This window comes from Treponema medium, assembly GCF_017161265.1.
Classification (GTDB): domain Bacteria; phylum Spirochaetota; class Spirochaetia; order Treponematales; family Treponemataceae; genus Treponema; species Treponema medium.
The window spans coordinates 433166-452315 of record NZ_CP031393.1 but is presented as its reverse complement, the minus strand read 5'-3'; the positions used below and the strand labels follow the sequence as shown (position 1 = coordinate 452315).

The 19150-nt window shown below is 46.3% G+C and carries 12 protein-coding genes; 5 read left to right on the top strand and 7 right to left on the bottom strand.

The window, feature by feature from the left end:
- Positions 1-27: 27 nt before the first annotated feature.
- The 7 genes from DWB79_RS01955 to DWB79_RS01925 form a co-directional block, all read right to left on the bottom strand.
- Positions 28-2808 carry a helicase-related protein gene (locus DWB79_RS01955; RefSeq protein ID WP_016522384.1) on the bottom strand — a complete coding sequence of 927 codons (2781 nt, stop codon included), beginning with the start codon at positions 2806-2808 and terminating at the stop codon, positions 28-30.
- 41 nt (positions 2809-2849) lie between these two features.
- Positions 2850-4136, bottom strand: a complete 1287-nt coding sequence (gene murA, locus DWB79_RS01950) for a UDP-N-acetylglucosamine 1-carboxyvinyltransferase (RefSeq protein ID WP_016522383.1) — start codon at positions 4134-4136, stop codon at positions 2850-2852.
- A 177-nt stretch (positions 4137-4313) separates the two neighbouring features.
- Entirely contained in the window at positions 4314-4577 is a 264-nt protein-coding gene (locus DWB79_RS01945; protein ID WP_016522382.1) for a hypothetical protein, read from the bottom strand.
- Positions 4578-4592: 15 nt separating this feature from the next.
- On the bottom strand, positions 4593-5186 hold the full coding sequence (locus DWB79_RS01940) for a hypothetical protein (protein ID WP_016522381.1): 594 nt from the start codon (positions 5184-5186) through the stop codon (positions 4593-4595).
- Between the two features lie 61 nt (positions 5187-5247).
- A complete protein-coding gene (gene fliD, locus DWB79_RS01935) occupies positions 5248-7227 on the bottom strand; it encodes a flagellar filament capping protein FliD (protein ID WP_016522380.1) in 1980 nt (659 codons plus the stop codon).
- A 288-nt stretch (positions 7228-7515) separates the two neighbouring features.
- Positions 7516-8373 (bottom strand): flagellin N-terminal helical domain-containing protein, encoded by an 858-nt coding sequence (locus DWB79_RS01930; protein WP_016522379.1) that lies wholly within the window; start codon positions 8371-8373, stop codon positions 7516-7518.
- A gap of 281 nt (positions 8374-8654) precedes the next feature.
- Positions 8655-9515, bottom strand: a complete 861-nt coding sequence (locus DWB79_RS01925; RefSeq protein WP_016522378.1) for a flagellin N-terminal helical domain-containing protein — start codon at positions 9513-9515, stop codon at positions 8655-8657.
- 530 nt (positions 9516-10045) lie between these two features.
- Here DWB79_RS01925 and DWB79_RS01920 point away from each other — a divergent pair.
- From DWB79_RS01920 to DWB79_RS01900, 5 genes are all read left to right on the top strand, one after another.
- On the top strand, positions 10046-11152 hold the full coding sequence (locus tag DWB79_RS01920) for a tyrosine-protein phosphatase (RefSeq protein WP_016522377.1): 1107 nt from the start codon (positions 10046-10048) through the stop codon (positions 11150-11152).
- A 254-nt stretch (positions 11153-11406) separates the two neighbouring features.
- Complete coding sequence (locus DWB79_RS01915) at positions 11407-14322, top strand: VCBS repeat-containing protein (RefSeq protein ID WP_016522376.1); 2916 nt, start codon at positions 11407-11409, stop codon at positions 14320-14322.
- 707 nt (positions 14323-15029) lie between these two features.
- Positions 15030-16664: a chaperonin GroEL gene (gene groL / locus DWB79_RS01910; protein ID WP_016522375.1), complete on the top strand. Its 1635-nt coding sequence runs from the start codon at positions 15030-15032 to the stop codon at positions 16662-16664.
- A 767-nt stretch (positions 16665-17431) separates the two neighbouring features.
- On the top strand, positions 17432-17698 hold the full coding sequence (locus tag DWB79_RS01905) for an RNA-binding regulator (RefSeq protein ID WP_016522374.1): 267 nt from the start codon (positions 17432-17434) through the stop codon (positions 17696-17698).
- A 273-nt stretch (positions 17699-17971) separates the two neighbouring features.
- Positions 17972-19123, top strand: a complete 1152-nt coding sequence (locus DWB79_RS01900) for a tetratricopeptide repeat protein (RefSeq protein ID WP_016522373.1) — start codon at positions 17972-17974, stop codon at positions 19121-19123.
- The last annotated feature ends 27 nt before the right edge of the window (positions 19124-19150 follow it).

The following is a 19150-nucleotide window of genomic DNA, read 5'->3' as shown; positions in this document are numbered from 1 at the left end:
ATGGAATCTGATGCAGTTGTCCTTTGCCTATATCAGTTTTGCAATTTTGCTGTAGAGCCTGTTGACAGCTGCTGTTTGCGCTTCATCCAATCCTGCTCCTGCACTGTCGATAAGCTGCTGCAGTGAGGCAAGGTTTTCGTGCAACGCAGTGTGGAAACCTCGTGACGTTTTCAGCCAGAAAGTACCGTTACCGTCGTTGAACAGGGTGATAAAGCCGAGCTGCTTGCTCTTCTGCTTTGCCGCTACCGTGCGGAAGATGAGCGGCAGCTGCTCCAGCAGGGCTACGGTATCATCCGGCAGCATAAAATTTTTAGTCCGCGGGAACGGCATTTCCGAATCAAGGGGCTGAAGCGGAAAGGCTTCAGCGATGCTTAACACCAAGCCGAGTTTTTCTCCGGCAAGCAGCTCGTAGCTGCCGAAGGTAATTTTTGCACGCAGGTTTTTGAGCTGCTCAAGTCGGCCGTCGTAGACTATCGTGCAGTTTTCAAGCTCTGTGCCTCCTTGAGCATTGCCGGAAGTTTTTGCCGGAACTCCGCTTTGTATGTCCCAATCGGTATCCGACTTACCGGCTCTTTGGAGCTGCCGCTCTGCCCGCAGCTGCTCCACCGTATGGCTGAACTGCTCCCACGGTAGCAAGAGCTGCTTTTTCCCTTTTATCTTTTGTACAATATAAGGTGTGCCGCAGATAGATACTGTCTGCGCTTGCTTTTCGTTTGCAGAACCGCCGGTAGCGTTGCCGGAGTTCTTTCCGCCTGCGGTTTCCGATGCAGCTGCGAATCCGTGCGGTACAGCCTTTCCTACGTTGCCGGATAGTTTACCGACCGCACCGGCTCCCAGTGCGTTTTTACCGCCGCCTTTTCCGCTTACAGCCTTGCCGCCACCAGCAGCCCGCTCAGCTCGTGTCCGCGCTTCCTGCGCCGCTTTTTTGTCAAGGAGCGCAGGGGCGACCAGCGCTACAATGCCTTTGGAAAGAGGCGAGACCGACATGGCATACATCCGCGAAGTACGCACAATCTCCCCCGCAACGATAAAGGCTTGGTGTTCCTTATACATACAGGAACCCGGATGGATGGAAATCTTTTCGGTGGTAAGGCTGCGGTACACATCCCGCCCCTGCGCAGCGCACACAAATTGGATCATGCCGCGGGCAACCGCCGTCAAGTAATCCGCCGGTTTTCCGCCGGAGAGGATCGGCACGCCCATATCGGAGACAATCAGCTCCAGCTGCTCTTTGATGTTGGCAATTTCCGCCATAATCCGCTCGTCGAGGTAAAAGCGTTCACAAAACTTCTTTTGGTTTTCAGCCTGCATATATTGCCGGTAGACTTTAAGGAAGGACACAAAGTCGCCGAGCGGATCGCGGAATGCTGCATGGGCTTTTCTCGCTTCAAGCTCATGCCCATCGGGGAAGAGGAAGGGGCTGCGTGCCGATAAAAAGCCCGCGGCAATCAATACATCCTCAATCGATTCGGGATAATAGAGCACCGCCTCTACAATCATACGGGATTGGCGCGGGCTGAGCGGGAAGAGGCACATCATCTGCCCGATTTTACTCAGGCTGTTATCGCTCTCCAACGCGCCGAGCATATTGAGCGTATCCACCGCACCGATAATGCCCTTCTTGCCGGGCGGGGAAATAAAATCGAAGTTCGCAAAGTCGTAGATACCCAGCTCCGCCATCCGCATCACCACCTCCGAGAGGTCGGTGCGGTAGATTTCTTCCGTGGTGTACATAACGCGGGTTTCAAAATCCTTGCGGGTGTAGAGGCGGTAGCATACCCCCTCCTGCGTCCGTCCGGCGCGTCCCCGTCGTTGATTACACGATGCCTTTGACACCGGCGCTTCGTCCAAGCTTGAGGTGTAGGTGAAGGGATTGTAAAAATTCAGCTTTGACAAGCCGGAGTCGATGACGGCGGCAATATCGTTGATGGTGATAGAGGTTTCGGCAATATTTGTTGCGATAACAATCTTTTTTTTCCCGAACGGCGGGGACTTAAATACCCGCTCCTGCTCTTCCTTGCTCAAGCGCCCGTACAGCGGCAGCGGATAGAGCTTGCGGAACCACGACTCATGCGAGAGCCGTTCAATGCAGTTTTTAATCGCCCGCTCACCGGGGAGAAACACAAGAATTGCTCCGGGGCGGCCCTCGCTTAAAATCCGCCCGACAATCACTGCGATTTTATCGAGCAGCGCGGTTTCGGCGGCAAGCGTCTCTGTGGAGGCGGTGATGGCAGGCGGGTCAAAGATGAGCGTAACTGGATAGGTCATCGCATTGATTTTAATCACCGGACACTCGTTAAAATACATCGAAAACATATCGGTGTTGATGGTTGCCGACGAGATAATCACCTTAAAATCCTGCCGCTCCTGCAAAATCCGCTTGAGCAGCCCGAGGATAAAATCAATATTCAAACTGCGTTCATGCGCCTCATCTACCATAATAACGGAATACTTGCTGAGCCATGGGTCAAGTTTAAGCTCCTGCAAGAGAATCCCGTCGGTCATAATCTTTATCTTAGTGTCCGGCGAAGTGTGATCTTCAAACCGCATCTTGTAGCCCACCGTATCGCCGAGCGGAACCTTTAGCTGATGCGCAATAAATTCGCTGACGGAAAGAGCTGCAATCCGTCGCGGCTGGGTAACGCCGATCATACCGGTTTGTGTATAGCCCGCCTCGTGCAAAATCACCGGTAGCTGGGTCGTTTTTCCCGATCCGGTAGGGCTTTCGACAACAATAACCTGATGGCGTTCTAAACTCTCTAAAATCCGTGCCTTTTGTTCATAAACAGGCAGCTGTGTATATTTCATAATCGGAAAAAGTATAGCGAAGTAAGCATTTGTATGCAATGTTATACGCAGAGCGGCTTGCGTTCAATCTGTACGCCGAGCGCTTTAAACCGGTCGACGAGGTGTTCGTAGCCGCGTTCGATCTGGTACACATTCCGGATGAGGCTTTCACCGCGGGCGCAGCAGGCGGCAATAACGAGCGCCATTCCTGCACGTACATCGGGCGAAACCAATTCGGAACCATGCAGGGTACTGGGACCGGTAACGACGGCGCGGTGCGGGTCGCAAAGCGTAATACGTGCGCCCATACCGATCAGTTTATCGACAAAGAACATACGGGATTCAAACATTTTTTCATGGATAAGCACGGTGCCTTCCACCTGTGTGGCGATAACCGCCATAATGCTGGTAAGGTCGGCGGGGAATCCCGGCCACGGTGCGTCATCGATTTTAGGGATCATACCGCCGAGGTCGCAGTTTACCTTTAAACTCTGCTGTGCAGGAACGGTTAGGCTTGTGCCGTCGATTTCCCAACGGATACCCAGCTTGTTAAACGCAAGCTTTATCGGCCGCATATCGGGTGGGTTGATATCGGTAATGGTAAGCGAGCCGCGGGTAACTGCCGCAAGTCCGATAAACGAACCGACTTCCATGTAATCCGCACCGATGCGGTACTCCGCGCCATGCAGCTGCGGTACTCCGTGAATAGTCAGAATATTAGAGCCTATACCGCTTATCTTTGCACCCATCATGTTCAATAGCTTGCAAAGGTCTTGAATGTGCGGCTCGCTTGCTGCATTGGTGATAACGGTTTCGCCCTCGGCGGTTACCGCAGCCATCACCGCATTCTCGGTAGCGGTTACGGATGCTTCATCCAAAAAAATATCCTGCCCGATGAGTTTATTTGCTGTAAATAAAAAATGACCGTTTATTTTTACCTGTGCGCCGAGTTCCGTCAGCGCCAAAAAGTGCGTATCCAGCCTCCGCCGTCCGATAACATCCCCGCCGGGCGGAGTCATCATAACTTTTCCGTGGCGTGCAAGCAGCGGGCCTGCAAACAAAATAGAAGCCCGTATCTTTTGAGCCAGCGGCGCCGGTACTTCATAACCGGTTACGGTTTTTAATTGTAGCGTATATTCATTTTGTGCAACTTTAACAATTGTTCCGCCGAAGGATTCAAATATCTTAAACATTACGGAAACATCTTCGATTTCGGGAAGATTCTTTAAGGTAACGGGCTGGTCGGTAAGGACGGCGGCGGCAATACATGGCAATGCCGCATTTTTATTTCCGCTTGCCTTGATGGTACCCTTTACGGGGAAACCGCCTTCAATATGATATTCATACATGAGCTGCTCCAAACATAATAGGACACGTTGCATCCATCCTAAAAGAAATCGCTTTCAGGATAACTTTATGTCCTTGATAAATTCCCTGCACTCATCGCCTGACGGTAAACTACTTAAAAGGGCAGCGCTATCTTAAAGATAATCTTAAAGCGAGCCTGCATCTTCAGCATTTTTTTCCTAAAGCGGTAGAGCGGCAGAGTCAATTAAATGCTGTATTTTTTCTTTTAATGCAAGACGAATAGGTAATATAGGGTAGTCCGGTTTATCGATAAGCTGTACGAAGAGTTGTTTTTGACCGATAGGATTAACTTCGATTAAAAAGTCTATTTTTCCCTTTTGTTCTCTTTCCAGAATATTGTAAACGGCGGTAGCCTCAAATTCCTCCCGATAATAGATGAGAGAATTCTTTTTTTCAATATCGATAATATCCTCTACAAGCACTGCTTCCGTCTCCGTCTAATTTAGAGTTGATGATACCCCATTTATCAAAGTTTTGACAAGGGGCGCTAATTCATATTCGGCTAAATCGCCGACTTGAATAATATCTTTTTCTTCAATACTCGTTACAATATCGTGCAATAACGCTGTTATTTCTTTCTGATACTCATGAACTGATTTATCTTCGATTTGTATATCGATCGGAAGCTCCGTTACATCAGATAAGAGTAATGATCGATATAACTCTTTGAGTTTTTCCGAAAAGGTTCCAAGTAGATTTAAAACCTGCACATCTTTTCCGGTCTGCATATATACTGGAATCTGCTCAAAGTCTTCTACATATTGGGATAGCTCTTGCGTTAAGCCTTTCATGTAATTACGGATTTCCGCTCCGGAGAATGTTGAAAGTTCAATAGTAATATCAGTATCAACAGGCTGTTTAAAAAGTAGGTCGAGTTCATGGGAACTCAATTCTTTTCCGTCAACCGCAACCTGTACGATTGTTTCATGTTCACGGCAGCATGCTTCTTCAATGCTACCCAATACTTCGCCAAGGGTCTTTTCATTTTCCAGCGTGTATGAAAGTTCTTCGCCGTTAATTTTTATCACCATTTATAGTCATACTCCTCAAATTATCATCTTTCCGGCAACTATGCGGATTATTCAGCGTGCGCTAGTTGTCAGAACCGCCTTTATTCTGTCTGCTGAAATTATTGATCATATCCGATTGCTTTTGCAAATTCCGCAAAGCCCCGTCCATATTCCCATATTTTTGCCGCAGTTCCAGCTCTTTTTTTTCAAGCGCCTTATCGTACCGCGCAATTTTATCTTTGCTCGATTTAATCTGAGCAGCCAAACCGTTTGTTCGGGTTGAAAAAATACCGCCCCGCTGCACATAAGGATCTATCTGTTTAAACACCTGAAATGCAACACCGTCATCGATTAACACATCGTTATCGGTATCATAGCCGAAAAGATAGCGGACATCTTCAATAGAATTTTTTAAAGCCTCATCGAGTTTTTTTTCGTCAATTTCCAAATATCCGCGTAACCGCGCTTCGTTAAGTCCTGAGCTTGTGTCAGACTTTGTTGATATGCCGATTTGAGATAACGTTCTTATCGGGGTATCCGTATTTTTGCGGTACACATTGGCAACGATTTGGCGCAGGTTATTCTTTAAGGAAGATAGTGTCGAATCTCCGAAAAGAGCACCGAGATTTTCTTCCGCCGTCTTACGTTCATCATCAGTGAAATATTCGAGTTCATCAATAACTGTCTGCTGATTACTCGTTACAATATTGATTTCCGCCAAAAGCCGGTTGTATTTTGCAACAAATTCGATGATGGCATTCTTTGCCGGTTGAGGATCCGGTTTAATACTGATACTCTCCGGTTTATCGGTTTTATCTTCAAGCTGAAGCGTTACCCCCGGAATAAGATCGTCAATCTTATTGGTACTCCGCTTTACAGGGATGCCTTCAAAGGTGAGCGCTGCCTCCTGCGCCTGCGAGACGGGATTAACCGGTATGTATTCGCCCGTCGCTTTAGGGTCATATACTTTGATCTGTTCTATCGATACGGTTTTATCGGTATTGTTATTATGCACGGTAATTCCGCTAATGTCGCCGTATTCGCTAAGCGGAATACTAAAGGTTTGAACTTCGGTTGTATCAGCCAGTGCAGGCAGCGGAATAAGTGTCCCGCGCGGAGAAACTAACGAAAGCACATTATAATCTTCTACAGGGGCAGTTGTTTGCTGATTTAAGCCAAGAGTCTCAGGCAGGATGCTTGAATCGCTTGGTGCATTACTAACGGTTACTCCCTTGTATGATGCAGAGCCGACTTGCTCATAAATCGGTTCTCCGCTTGGGGATGTTGTCTCTCCTTGAGAAGAAGGTGTCTCGGAGACTTCGGCATTGTTCTGTAAGGATACAGTATATTCCAACACATACTGTTGCAATCCGCGTACCGGTTTGGAAAACATAATACGTTCGGTTTTCTGTGCAGGAATTGCAGCCTCCGTCTTTTCGGCATCCACCGCAGGGCGGTCGTTCTTTTTTATCAGGCCGTTTTCGAGTGCAAAGGATAACGCATCATCGGAAAACTCCAGTTTATTCGCCTCTCCTGTCAACTGCGATTCAAAAAGCAACGAAACGGCACCGGGCGAAGTTTTTATTTCCGAAATTCGGATAACATCTTTTCCTTTTTTATTAACGGCATCGATAAAGCTCCGGTATTTTCCACCTTGCCAATTCACCGAAAATTTTTTTTCTCCGACGGTAAAAGTGTATACCCCTTTTGGAACTTGAAAATCTTTTGCCACCTCGGTTGATAAAAAAGAATCCGCTTGAGCAATTTGCTTGATAGAAATTTTAAAGGTTTGTTCGCGGGCATCCCGTGAAGCGGTTGCCGTTACCACCCGTTCGTTGGAAGATGTTACAGTCTTTTCCACAAAAGGGTTGTTAAAGGAATAGAGTTCCCGTGTTTTTTCGCGGATTTCGGTAGAGAATTGATTTATTTTTCGCCAAATAGCATTTTGCCGTTCATATTTTTTTAAATCTTCAGCAGCTGAATCGCGCGGGGCACGCTCTTTTTTCATCAGCGTTTCAATGAGATTATCATATTTACCGGCTCCTATGCCGGGAATATTCATATCGGACACTCTAACCCCTTTACCGTTAAGCCGGATAAACCTTTTCTACTACATTTTCGGCTGTAGTATCAATAATCTTTACGAAGTTACATTAGTTACGTGATTTGTATATTAAATTTACGGATTTTAACCGTTTGGAGATTTTTAGATAAAAAAAAGGAAGAAGAAGGGCGCGGCTTCTTCTTCCTTTTAAGTCGCGGGAAAAAGAGATAACATCCAGAAATCTCTCTTACTCAAACCCTCACTGTTGATTTAGGTTTGCGTGTTTTCTCCCGATTCTCTTGAGCACTATTGAAGGAGGCGGATAACCGACTGGGGTTGTGTGTTCGCCTGTGCAAGCATTGCTGTACCTGACTGCATCAAGATTTGATTCTTGGTGTACTCAACGATCTGTTTTGCCATATCAGCATCGCGGATGCGTGATTCAGCAGCCTGCAGGTTTTCAGCAGCAATTGCAACACCATTGTATGCAAGTTCAAAACGGTTCTGGTATGCACCGAGGTCTGCTCTCTGCTTGTTGATCTGCTTTAATGCATTGTCGATAGTACCGATAGCCATATTAGCACCTTCTACAGAGGAGATGGTGATCATATCGCCTTCGCCGCCCTGCATACCACCGGTAAGACCGAGAGCCAAAGCTGTCATCGTGCCAACAAAGAGCTTTTCAGACTGATCCATATTTGCACCGACATGCAACTGCAACTGATTGTCAGCAGCATCTCTTGCGAAGCGTCCGGTCAGCAAGTTCATACCGTTGAATTGGGCATGGCTTGCGATGCGGTCTACTTCATCCACAAGTTGAGAAACTTCAACCTGAATCTGCATGCGGTCTTCTGCGGAGTAAATACCGTTCGCAGCCTGAACTGCTAACTCGCGTAAGCGCTGCATAATATCGGTGGTTTCAGCTAAATATCCTTCTGTTGCTTGGATAAAGGAAACACCATTCTGTATGTTCTGGCCTGCTTGATTTAAACCGCGGATCTGGCTTCTCATTTTTTCGGAAACTGCAAGTCCGGAAGCATCATCGCCTGCGCGGTTAATGCGCATACCGCTGGAAAGCTTTTCTATGTCTTTTACGATGCTGGTCTCGACGATACCTGTGTTGCGCTGTGAATACATAGCGCTCATATTGTGGTTAATAATCATATAACCCTCCTTGAAGTCTGCTCCCGGCATCCATGCCGGAAATGGTCACTGTATAAAAACATTACGGAAATTGGTTGCGCCTTTCCCTTCTGTTTTTTACACAGTATTATTGGCTTTCGATGTACTAACCGAAGACCAATAATACTGTTATACAGGGCTTCTTAAGGGTGTTTTTCAAAGATCATGTTAACGGGATACCGGAGGCATCCCGCCGGTTCTCGTTATTACTGTGGCAAGTATACCCTCTTGTCGAAAAAAAGACAAGAGAGTTATACAAGAAATTACCGCAATAATGAGAGTACAAGCTGGGTGTTTGAATTTGCCTGAGCCAACATTGCCGTACCGGACTGATTGAGTATTTGATTTCTCGTATACTCGACCATCTGCTTGGCCATATCGGCATCGCGGATACGTGATTCGGAGGCTTGCAGATTCTCTGCGGCAATATCGATTCCGACAACGGTCATTTCCAGTCTATTCTGGTATGCACCGAGGTCTGCCCGCTGCTTGTTGATTTTCTTTAACGCTTCATCGATTGTACCGATGCTGTGGTTCGCTTCTTCTGCAGTTTCAATCGTCATTGTGCGGTTATCGCTCAGATCGCGCACGCCAAGGGCATGAGCAGTCATAGTACCGATGTACACGCGGATGCGTTGATCCATGTTAGCGCCAATGTGGAACCACATTGATCCTGTTACGGCGTTTTCTCCGCCTTCACGTGCAAAGCGTCCGGTCAGCATATTCATACCGTTAAATTGAGCTGAACTCGCGATACGATCAACTTCGGCAACAAGCTGGGAAACTTCGACCTGAATTTGCATCCGGTCTTCCGCGCTATAAATGCCGTTTGATGCCTGCACCGCCAGCTCGCGGATACGCTGCATAATGTCAGTCGTCTCCTGCAAATATGCTTCGGCAACCTGAATAAAGCTGATTCCGTTTGATGCGTTTGTCGAAGCTTGATTTAAGCCGCGGATTTGAGCGCGCATTTTTTCGGAAACTGCGAGACCGGAAGCATCATCGCCTGCGCGATTGATGCGCAGACCGCTGGACAGCTTTTCGATGTCCTTACCGATACGTACATCAGTAACACCCAATGTACGCTGTGCAAACATTGCACTCATGTTGTGGTTGATAACCATAGCATTTCCTCCATGAAATGTAGTACTGAAAAGCATCCGTGCTTTTCAGGAAAATAGAGAATCTCTAAAAGTTCGGTTCGATTTTTAGAGATTCAAGGCAGAATATCTCCATATCTTTTATCGGTGGTATAAGCTAAAAACTTTAGCCTTTATGCAAAAATTTTTAAAATTTCGTGTTTTTTCAATCAACATACCCCGACGCAGAGCGTTCGTCAAAACTATACATCCGTGTATAGTTTTGACTGCAATGGTGTGGCTCTGTCACATCATTGCTACTGCGTGGAACAACCGCTATCCGTGGCGGTAGATGAACGGCGGGTATTAAACCCTCCGCATGAATAAAAGGTGAGGACGGCTCAGATAGATCGATTACATTCCGCGGAATAAAGGCTAACCTTTTGACGGTACGGATGTCCGGTATATTGTTAAAAGTCTTGTTTATCACCCCATTAGCATATATACTTATACTCAATATACTAAGAAAGAAGTTTGCACTTTTTCTGCGTGAGGCTTCAATTTTTGGAGGTTTTATGATTCACAAACGTTTTATGCATCTATCGATTGCAGTATTGTTCAGCCTTTCCGTGCTGATGTCATGCGCTACTACGGACGGCGCACGTGCGCAAGAACCGGTCTATGAGCCGCTGCAGGGAACCGTTTCGTCGGTTGACAAGTACGGTAACCTTACAACGGACATTACCGAAGCGGCTTTAAAAGAAAAAGGGTATGAACTCGGTGATGTGCTGCTCGCAAAGCTGGGAGACAAAACCGTAGCAGCTCCCTTTGTTGCAACCTACAGCGATGTTAATAGAGGAGATTACCTGATTAGAATTTCACACGGGTTTACCGCTATCGCGATGAGCTATGATAACTGCAGCGGCAAAACCGGCGCAGTCGAGGGAAGTCCGGTAACGCTATCTCTTTCCAAAAAGGGTGCATATTTACAGGAATACGAAATGCGCCACTTGGTTAAATCCGAAAAACGTGAGGATTATGCTTCCGATGCAATATTTGCAAATTTCCGCGCCGTTCAAGCGGGTTCCATTGCAGCGAATCGGCTGTACAGAGGATGCAATCCGGTACTTGGTGATGCCCGCGCCCCGTATGCGGCAAAGCTCGTTGAAGAAGCAAAAATCGTAACCGTTATCAATCTTGCGGATAGTGCCGAAAGCATGGCACCATATCTTGCCGCAGCGCCTTACTACCAGCAGTTGGTAAAAGACGGACAGGTTATTACCCTTAATATGGGAATTGACTTTAACGACCCTGCATTTATCGCCAAACTGAAGGATGGACTGATCTTTATGGGACAGCACGAAGGGCCGTTCTACGTTCATTGCAATGAAGGAAAAGACCGTGCCGGTATGGTTGCCGCCGTTCTGGAAGCCTTGATGGGCGCCACAGTGCAGCAGGTTGCCGACGACTATATGCTGTCATATATGAATTACTTTAACGTCAAGAAAACCGATGCGCGGTATCCGGTTATTGCGAAGATTATTACTGATATGTTCGTAAAGATGAACGGCGGCAAAGCTATTACCGATGCCAATTTAAAAGCCGTTGCGGAAAATTATCTGACTAAGACCGTCGGGCTGACCGCACCGCAAATTAATGCACTCAAACAAAAACTACAGTAACGAAGCGATCTGAGCAACCGCATCGGAAAGATTTAAAGCGATTGCTTTCCTTTTGCGCAAAATTTTGAATAAAATTTTGCGCAGTTTATCTTAGAAGAAGGGCAAATACATCAGAGAAATAAAGCAGATTCCGCAGAATATATAGGCAGGGCAACCATTTGAGCCGCAATGCAGCGAAATTCTGGTTGAACAGCCTATATATTCTGCGGGCGTACTGTAAAAGCTGATGCATTTGCCCTGCGAAACGAGGCTCTATGGATACCGACGATTTAAATACCAACGAACACATTCACTCAGCAGAAGGGCACGATATGCCGCCCGCTCCGAACCTCGATACGGAGATAAGCCCGGACACCACGGCAAGCGGTACTGCCGAAATGCCGCCCGAAAGGTCGTCTGATATGCAGCCTATTGAAAACGTTGATACGGTAGGCACTCATCCGGCAGAGCGGCAGACGGCGGCGCAGAACGCCGATACGGTACAAGCCTCTCCGCATACCGGAAAAAAGCGGAAGAAGAGCGGATTTTTTAAAAAAGTCGGTATCTTTCTCCTTGTTCTTATTCTGATTATCATGATTCCGCTGGTCGGGTTAATCGGATATTCATTGATAAACCGGACGAATCCTGCGCGGCATATTGCGGATGGATATTACGCTGCGGTTACTATTCGGTCTGCGAGCGATACACTGCAAAAAGGACTGTACCTCAGCGCTGTCGATTCGCTCCTTTCTTCACCCGAAACGGCAGCGTTACAGGGCAATCTCCGTGCGCTGCGGTCGAATACGACACTTCAATCGAATTGGTTTAAGCGGCTACTGAATGTTCCTATTAATATCGCCGTTTATGAGGGGCGTAACGCAGCGATTGTTGCGAATATCGGTATCCGATCCGCTGCCGTTCAGCTGCTTCCCCTTATTACTGCCGTTAAGCCGGAACTGCTTGATTCGGTACCGAACCTTTCGCAAACCGAATTTGACATAGACGGTAGCACAAAAAAAGGCTTTCTTTTTGAACTAACCCAAGATCAGCGGCTCTACATCTGTTTTTATAAAAATCTTATTATTGCGGCAACCTCGGAAGATATGTTGTATTCCTGTTTAGCCGAAAACTCCGAAGCGAGCGGTAAACGGTTGACTGCACTGCTGCGCAATTCAAACCGCGGAGCCGTCAGTGTATATGCGGAACCGTCGTATTTTATTTCCGGTATTGCAGCGAAACAAGATATCGTCGGCAACATGATACGGGAACTCGCCTTCCCCGATCCGGCGGCGCTCAACGTCAATTTTGACGAAACGACCGTTTCCCTTCACAGTCTTATCAATTGGATCTCGGAACGAAGCGAGGTAAATGCCATCCTGCAGCGCCGCTCTACTCTGCCGGCTATTTTATCCCGTCTGCCGGAAGGAACCGCCTATTTGACGCTGCTCAACCTTGGCGATCCTCAATTCCTCTACGAAAACACCAAAGCCTTTTTCTCTCCGGAACTGACAAAGACGTTCAATTCAACGAATAAAAACAGCAAATTCTTTTTTAACAAAGATTTGAATCAGCTTATTTTTGAATGGATGGGCAGTGAGGTCGGTGTATTCGGGCATCGAGATTCTCAAACGCCCGTGTTCTTTATTTCATTAAAAGATGAAGCCAAATGTCGCTATCTGCTTGAAGATTTGTTTAATACGATATTCATCGATCGCAGCACCGCTGCAGTAGTTGACGACAACCGGATCCCGCGTATCGTATTCCCCTCGTGGCTGTTAGGTTTGTTACGCGCTTTTCATATCGACCTGCCGGAACCATTTTATATGATACAAGACGGCTATTTGTATCTTTCTAATAGTGCGGAAGCGCTCGGTATGTGTAAAAAAGAGACTGATACGGGTAAACTCTTGGTAAAAACCGATGAATGGAAGAAGATTTCAAAGACCGTTTCTGCCGAAACGTCTTTCTTAGTATACTATTCACTGGATCGGAGTATTCCGTTCTTCTTGGAACAAAACGCGCTGCTTAAAACCGCCTTTAAGAATTACGGTAAAGGCGTGTTGTCGCTTCGTTTTGCGGCCGGACGCCAAATTTATTTGGATTTCTATACGCAAAAAACCGATGCGCGTAAATTGGAAGAAATACCGGCCTTTCCGCGCTCCCTTTCCCAGCGACCCGAAACCGATATTATCTGCACAAAGACCGCGGACAATGTTCCCTATATCTTTTGGACAAACGGTTCAAATGTGTATGGTATGAATCTTTTAACCGGAAATGAGTCAGCGCTTTCGCTTGACGGAAAAGCGGGAATCGCCGCCGAAATAAAATACTCAAAACTGCAAGCGTTGTGGGCTGTTTCGGCTCGCGGTTCCATTTATCGGACAAATGAAAACTTGGAACCCTTTGCAGGTTATCCCGTATTGACAGCGGAAAAGCTCCTTCCCAAACCGGTTGTTTTTAACGGCGGTATAGCTGCACCGCTTTCTGCTGACTCAGCACTGCTCTTTGCCGATGCAACAGATAATTGGTTTATTTCTGAGCCGATGAACGCTAAATTGCGAGCTGCTCCTGTTATATTTAAAGATGGTATTGCAGCGCTTCCGCGTTCTTTTGAAAGCTGTTTATACCTATTTAATAAAGAAGGAAAAATCGTTGAAGGGTATCCCATTGAGCTTGACGGAATCTTTGCTGCAGCGCCGGTATTCTTTGAAGAAACAAAGGGAAATCCGGCAGTTGCTTTTGTAAGCGAAGACGGCCGGTTTTCTATCCGCAGCTTATCGCAGGATTATGCAGAGACCGCCTCGTGCGACCTTAACACCGTGTGTAAGGCGGATTTAGCGTATTCTGCATCTTTGCGGGCGTTCTTTGTCGTTTCGCAAGACGGGCACCTGTTCAAATTCAACACTGCCGGGGCGATAACCGACTCGCTACCCTTAAAAACAGGCGCTGCGGATGATTATCGTATCACCTTGCTCGATGTAACCGGTGACGGGAAAGATGAAATATTTGTTTCCGGCGGAGGAAACGCCCTTTACGGGTATACCTCCGGCTTTGCCCCGCTGGATGGCTTCCCCCTTGCCGGTACGGGAACCCCATATTTACTCGACATTGATGGAGATTCGATCCCTGAACTGATTACGCATGGTATCGATTCAAAAGTTCATGCATATCGGGGCGCGGCACTAAGGTAAAACTAATTTGCGTATAACAAGGTATTAGACCTATTCGATAACTGCGTTTTCGAATAGGTCGACGAGTTCTAAATCGCACAAATAGCACCCTAAAATGCAACAGTTGAACAAAGTGTGAACTTTGGAAACTGCTGCATTGATGCGCGGAATGCGCATACGTTAATACGCGACAAACGTCAATTTACAACATCCGTGTTGTAAATTGACTTGCGAGTTTTACAAAAATATGATTTTTGTAAAACGTCGGGGCTTCTTTATTAAACTGCCCTCCGTGGCAGTTCTGTGCAAACTCGACGTGTTTTTCAGCCGCGCTATTTCAGCGGCTGAAAATAAACCTACGATTTAGAACATCGCATTTCAAGGTAACCTGTTCAGAAACGGAAGTTTCCGAACAGGTTTATTCTTAAAATTCAGTGGATAACTCTAAAAACTGATTCGAAATCCGTATTAGCGGATACGATAATTACGTCATTACAGAACAAGCCGATAAACTTGCGGTTTTTAGAGGTTATCCGATAAGATTTTTAGGAATACCCGTCGATTTTATAACTGGTTTCTGGAATCACTTGCCGGTTTAGCTTTTTTTTTGTATGTTACTATCATATCTTTTTAAACGTTTACGAGATTTTTAACCCAGTGAACGTTGAATCGTTAAAAACTACAGTACGTAGCATAATTTCAGTTATAATGATGAAGGAGTTCATAAGATGGCAAAACAACTGCTGTTTAATGAAGAAGCACGGAAAAAGCTGCTTTCCGGTGTTGAACAAATTTCAAGTGCGGTAAAAGTTACATTAGGCCCCAAAGGGCGCAATGTCTTACTGGATAAAAGCTTCGGCGCTCCGACCGTTACCAAAGACGGTGTATCGGTTGCCCGTGAAGTTGAATTGGAAGATCCGTTTGAGAATATGGGAGCACAGCTCTTAAAAGAAGTTGCCACAAAGACCAACGATGTCGCCGGTGATGGAACCACAACTGCGACTGTTTTGGCTTATTCTATGGTACGCGAAGGCTTAAAAGCCGTTGCCGCCGGTATGACCCCGCTTGAATTAAAGCGCGGTATGGATAAGGCTGTTGCAATTGCTGTAGACGACATTCAGAAAAACGCCAAAGAGATTAAAGGCTCCGAAGAAGTTGCGCATGTTGCTTCCGTTTCCGCAAACAACGATCAGGAAATCGGTAAAATCCTTGCCGATGCCATTGCCCGCGTAGGAAAAGACGGTGTTATCGATGTCGGCGAAGCGCAGACAATGGAAACTGTTACCGAATATGTTGAAGGTATGCAGTTTGACCGCGGCTATATTTCTTCCTATTTTGTAACCGATCGTGACCGTATGGAAACCGTATACGACAATCCGTATATCTTAATCCACGACAAGACGATTTCTACAATGAAAGACTTGTTGCCTCTTTTGGAAAAAGTCGCACAGTCCGGCCGCCCGCTTTTGATTATCGCAGAAGATGTTGAAGGCGAAGCATTGGCAACTTTAGTTGTAAACAGCCTCCGCGGTGCGTTAAAAACTTGTGCGGTAAAGGCTCCCGGTTTCGGCGACCGCCGCAAGGAAATGCTCGAAGATATCGCTATTTTGACCGGCGGACAGGTTATCTCCGAAGAATTGGGATTAAAGCTGGAAACAGCCGATATCAGCCAACTCGGTCAGGCGAAGAGCGTCAAAATCGATAAAGAGAACACAACGATTATCGACGGTGCAGGCGATAAAAAGCATATCAGCGACCGTGTCGCTCAGATTAAGAAGCAGATTGAAAATTCTTCTTCCGAATATGACACCGAAAAACTCAAGGAACGCCTTGCGAAACTTGCAGGCGGCGTTGCGGTTATTAAGATCGGCGCCGTTACCGAAGTGGAAATGAAGGAAAAGAAGCACCGCGTAGAGGATGCCTTGAACGCTACTCGCGCTGCTATCGAGGAAGGTATTGTACCGGGCGGCGGTCTTGCATTGATTCAGGCTGCTGACGCACTCAATAAGGCTGATATTTCCAAGCTGACTGAAGATGAAAAGATCGGCTTTAAGATTGTAAAGCGCGCTCTTGAAGAACCGATCCGCCAGATTGCGGAAAACGCTGGAGTTGACGGCGCTGTTATTGCGGAAAAAGCAAAAGAGAAGCGCGGCGTCGGTTTTGATGCTGCAAAAATGGAATGGGCAGATATGATGAAGGTCGGTATTATCGACCCCGCCAAGGTTACCCGCTCCGCATTGCAGAACGCCGCTTCTATTGCGAGCCTCCTGCTGACCACCGAGTGCGCTATCACGAACCTTCCTGAAAAGCACGCTCCGGCAGCTCCCGCTCCCGACATGGGCGGTATGGGCGGAATGTATTAATCAATCTCCCCGACGCAGCGCATTGACGAAGAGCGCCGGGGGATAAAAATCTCCGCACACATCAATTCTGTGCATAACACAAAAAGGCTTACACACAAAAGTGCGTAAGCCTTTTTTTATGTATGCGTCATTCGTCTGACACACGTGTTATGACAACCACATCAAAAATATTTTAAGAAGTTGTTTTCTTTCTGTGCGAAATTTCACAACCGTTACATTTTACGGAAACAAAATTTCGCACATTTTTTTCCAACAAACAGGCAAACGCATCAGGTAGAGTAGACCATAATCGCAGAATAAAGAGGTTATGAGACCATTTGAACCGCGAAGAGGTTCAACTCTGGTCGAATAATCTCTCTTATTCTGCGGGGATGTTAAAAAAACGGACTGATGCGTTTGCCTGCGTGTCAGGGATTCCGCATTATAAGCTTTTGTAGATAAAATTCAGTGAAACCACTGCTATACGTAACAAAAAACCAAGTTTTTAATCGTAAAAAAGGCTTCATACCTTCAAGTGTAAAGACTTTTCTATGGTTTAGAACATAGATTTCATGTGTTTTTATTTATAATGCGGAATCCCTGGCCTGCGTGTATTGGTTGGTTGACCGCTTAGCGAAACTATGTTACAGTAGCTCATCTACGTGATCGTTGTTTCCATTAATGATAGAGCCGAAAGTTCAGCTTACATAATCAAATAAAGGTCTCATAGAAATTGTTTCCGTATGGATTCATTATTTAGTACCGCAAAAGGTAAAAAGGATTTGAGTATGGCTCAGAAAATCTATGTAGGGAATTTAAACTACGCAACCACGGAAGAAGGTTTGTCAAACTTGTTTGGCACTTACGGCGAAGTTGTCTCGGCAGTTGTAATTAAAGACAAGTTCAGCAATCGTTCAAAGGGATTCGGATTTGTTGAAATGGCTGATGAGGGAGCTGCGCAAAATGCTATTGCAGAATTAAACGAAAAGGAATTCGAAGGACGCCGTCTCCGTGTTAATGTCGCTCAGGAGAAACCCCGCCGCACCTATCCCTAATCGATTTATACAAAGGATCGGGGCATCCCTAAAAACCGACATTTTTAGAGATGCCCGATATAATAAGTTTTTTAATTTTTAACCTGTCGCCCATGCTGCGACCACAGTGTAGAACGGTATCAGTTTCTAAAAACTACTGCGTTCGTATGTGGTTGCGTATACCTTCCTTTTGAACGAAATTGCATCATTGAAAAAAAATCCTTTCCTCTATAAGATAGAAGTTAATGAAAAATTGCGGCAAAGTCTGCCTATTATATGGAAAGGAGCCGAGCTATGAGTAACCATAACGCTCAATTTTTTTGGTACCAGATTGTTAAGGATGCTGCTATAACAAAGCCTCGGAGACGGTTAACGCTGGTTATATCACCGATTATGGCTGCGATGATCCTTTTTTGTACCCTATGCAGCATCTCTTGCGCTTCCATACAAACGGATATCCGCTATTCGGGTGATGCGGGAGCTGCCCGTGAAAAAACACTTGAAACGCTTGAAGCAGCTATCGTTTCGCAACGGATACGGTACAACTCGGAACAGCTCAAGCGGATACAGGCCAATATCGATGCCGTGTTGCGGGAGCCGTCTACCGATCCTTCGTATTTGGCGCGGCTGTATGCACTTTCTGCAGACGTATACCTATTGCAGCAACAACCGAATGAAGCGCGGAAGCGATTAGCTGTGGCAAAGCAACAAAATGAATATGATGAATATGTCCAATTGGTTTCAGCGCGGCTCATTTCCGATCAGAAAAAGCGGAGAGCATATTTGGAAGAGCGGCTCATACAAAATCCAACCTATTATCGGCTGAAAGCAGAACTCGGAGGGTTATACTTTTCGGTAAAAGATTATCGGAATGCACTCGCAGCTTTTGATGCTTCACTCTCATTTTTGCCTGAAGAATATCAACGGCTCTACAGTGAACAGCGCGAGCAAAGTCTACAACTTTACACACTAGACGGCGCTTCCATTCGAAAATCTTCCGAAAAGATATTACAAGCATCCCCTCTTTCATTGGTAGAAATGGCGATACTGACACAAGATTCTACAAACGCACTGGATTTTATAACCGGTACTGCAGAGTGGAAGCCGCCGCTCCTTGCCGATTACCTGCAAAAAAACGGATGGTATCATCCGGAGCGGGATGTCCTCAACGACTTTGCATCAAAAAAAGATGCTGCGTTGTTTTTATGGCATTTAATTGTGGGTAATGATGAACTTCGCTTAAAGAAATACACACGCTATTACACCAGCAAACGGCGGCTGCCTATCCCTGATGTGATGATGGACGGCATTTACTTTGATGCTATTGTCGGTACGGTAGAAGAAGATGTTGTGCCGCTTACAGACGGTAAAAACTTTGAACCCGACAAACCTGTTAGCGGCATGGAGTTTTACCGCTGGCTTTTAAAAGCTGATGCCCTTCGGTGAATATCAGGGAGGTCGAACCTGAAGCGT